Below are 1,807 nucleotides of genomic sequence, written 5' to 3' on the forward strand. Positions count from 1 at the left end.
GTCGCCGGAACTCTAAGCTTCTGGCAAAATTCCCCTAGACTCAATTTCCACCTTTATAATTTTGATGGAAAGAGCTGGTGCTGTTGGAAGCTTACTAAGTGGTTGCTAGGGGATACCGAGAGATTGAGACCTCGGCTACTGATACAGGGTCGAGAATCCTGACCTTAAGTTCCATTATTGAGCCTTTCATTTCATAGGATTGCTCGTAGTGCCGCTAGTCCCGCGAGATGGATGGGATAAAAGTAATAAAAGAATTTTTTTGGATTGCCGTCGGCTTTCGGTTTTTTGCCCGGTTGTAGTATTTTTTTTGTTTTTTTTAAACTCTATACCTGCCGCATTGTCTTTTTTGATGCTCGAAGGTCTTGGTACTTTTTCTCAAAATTTAAGGAAATTATTGCGAGCTAGAGGAGTTAGCAGAAATGCTAGACAATTGTCTAGATAGCTGCGAACTTAATTTCAACGCTATTCCCATAATTGCTGACGATAGCCCGCAGCAATGCCTTAACTTAACTGATTTATCCAAGGAGGAAAAACAGCTAATTTTGTCTACTCCTATCACATCCACGGTAGCTATCAAAATTCTAGCTGGCATTTTCCGCTGTGATTTTCAAATTTCAAGCTACGGCTTCTGGAATTCGTGGATTGTTAACCTTAATTGGTGATGATTTAAGTGATAGGATTGCGATAAGGGAACCTACAGGCGTTAACTATCAATTACTTTGGGGAACTCAGCTTGCAAGGGTCGGTGTAGAGGTTCGTCTTGTTGGATATAAAGAGCTGCGGCCATTCCGCGAGCACCACCTCGAACTGCGTGACAAAGACGATGACGCGGATGCTTTGGCGCTGGCGATTTATGGATGGGATTACTTAGAGTGACCCCGGCGGTTCGTGCAAGTGCGATCGCCACCGATTGTCGAAATCCGCGGCTTGGTTCTGCGACTGTCTCACCTCAACCGCGTGCAGTCGCCAATTATCAATCGTGCTCGCCAAGATTTAGCGTGGCAGTTTCCAGAAGCGACGCTTGTGCCATCGGTGCGATCGGGTGAAAAAGTGCCACAGTTTTTGCCATACCGTCAAGTTTTTGCTCGTTTTGGTTTTGGTCGCCGAGTCGAGGCTTTGCTGCTTTCTCAGATTTATCCGTTTGAAAATTACCTTGCCGCCGACGGTAAACCTGATGTGAAGATTCGTAACGGTCGCCTGTCTGACCAAAAGAATGGTCGGGTAAGAGTGGAATACATCACTGTACCACTCTCCCCTAAGAACGTAGCGTGACTGTTACCAATCACTACGCTCAAGCCATACTTCAAGCCTTCAACTTGGTTTTAGAGTGTACCTGCTTATGACACGCTGAGTGTAAGTGGATTAAATTCTCGATGTCATCCGAGCCACCATGTTTCACAGGTACTATGTGATGAGTCTCAATTTCCTCTCCGTTTAAAAGGTGTTCCCCACACACAGGGCATTTCCAATTTTGCTCTCTGGCTAGGTTGTAGTATTTAGAGCCTGTAGCCCATCTTGTTTTTCCCTGTTTTGTTTGTCGGGTTAACCAGTAGTCTTTCATTTTTGCATCAAAGGGGCTTGCATCGCCTTTGACCTTTGTGTGTCGAACAATTGGCGTAGTTGCCATGTTAGACAGACTGAGGAGCTTTTTATTGTCCCTGCGGTCTTCTGTCATACAGCAAAACGTCCAGTCTACTCCTTTAATTCGGCGAAAATATTTATTCTTGACCCAGAAGTGTTGAAAGTGAATAAATAAGTAATAAAACTAGCCCCAAATATGTTAAAGTTGGGCTAAAGATGAAAATGT

Annotated in this window: 4 protein-coding genes; 3 read left to right on the forward strand and 1 reads right to left on the reverse strand. The window is 44.4% G+C overall.

Annotated features, from left to right (window positions below):
- Positions 1 to 419: 419 nt before the first annotated feature.
- The 3 genes from QUB56_RS36020 to QUB56_RS36030 are packed head-to-tail and all read left to right on the forward strand — an operon-like array spanning position 420 to position 1,272.
- A complete protein-coding gene (locus tag QUB56_RS36020; protein WP_332961153.1) occupies positions 420 to 662 on the forward strand; it encodes a hypothetical protein in 243 nt (80 codons plus the stop codon).
- Positions 643 to 876, forward strand: coding sequence for a hypothetical protein (locus QUB56_RS36025; RefSeq protein WP_332961154.1), 234 nt, complete (start codon positions 643 to 645; stop codon positions 874 to 876). The genes QUB56_RS36020 and QUB56_RS36025 overlap by 20 nt, the downstream gene beginning before the upstream one ends.
- A gap of 18 nt (positions 877 to 894) precedes the next feature.
- The gene (locus tag QUB56_RS36030) at positions 895 to 1,272 is read left to right on the forward strand and encodes a hypothetical protein (protein WP_332961155.1); all 378 of its coding nucleotides are present in this window, start codon (positions 895 to 897) and stop codon (positions 1,270 to 1,272) included.
- A gap of 31 nt (positions 1,273 to 1,303) precedes the next feature.
- Here QUB56_RS36030 and QUB56_RS36035 read toward each other — a convergent pair whose 3' ends face one another.
- Positions 1,304 to 1,675 (reverse strand): HNH endonuclease signature motif containing protein, encoded by a 372-nt coding sequence (locus QUB56_RS36035; protein ID WP_332961156.1) that lies wholly within the window; start codon positions 1,673 to 1,675, stop codon positions 1,304 to 1,306.
- Between the last annotated feature and the right edge of the window lie 132 nt (positions 1,676 to 1,807).

The organism is Microcoleus sp. AR_TQ3_B6 (assembly GCF_036702785.1).
In the GTDB taxonomy this organism is placed as follows: Bacteria; Cyanobacteriota; Cyanobacteriia; order Cyanobacteriales; family Microcoleaceae; genus Microcoleus.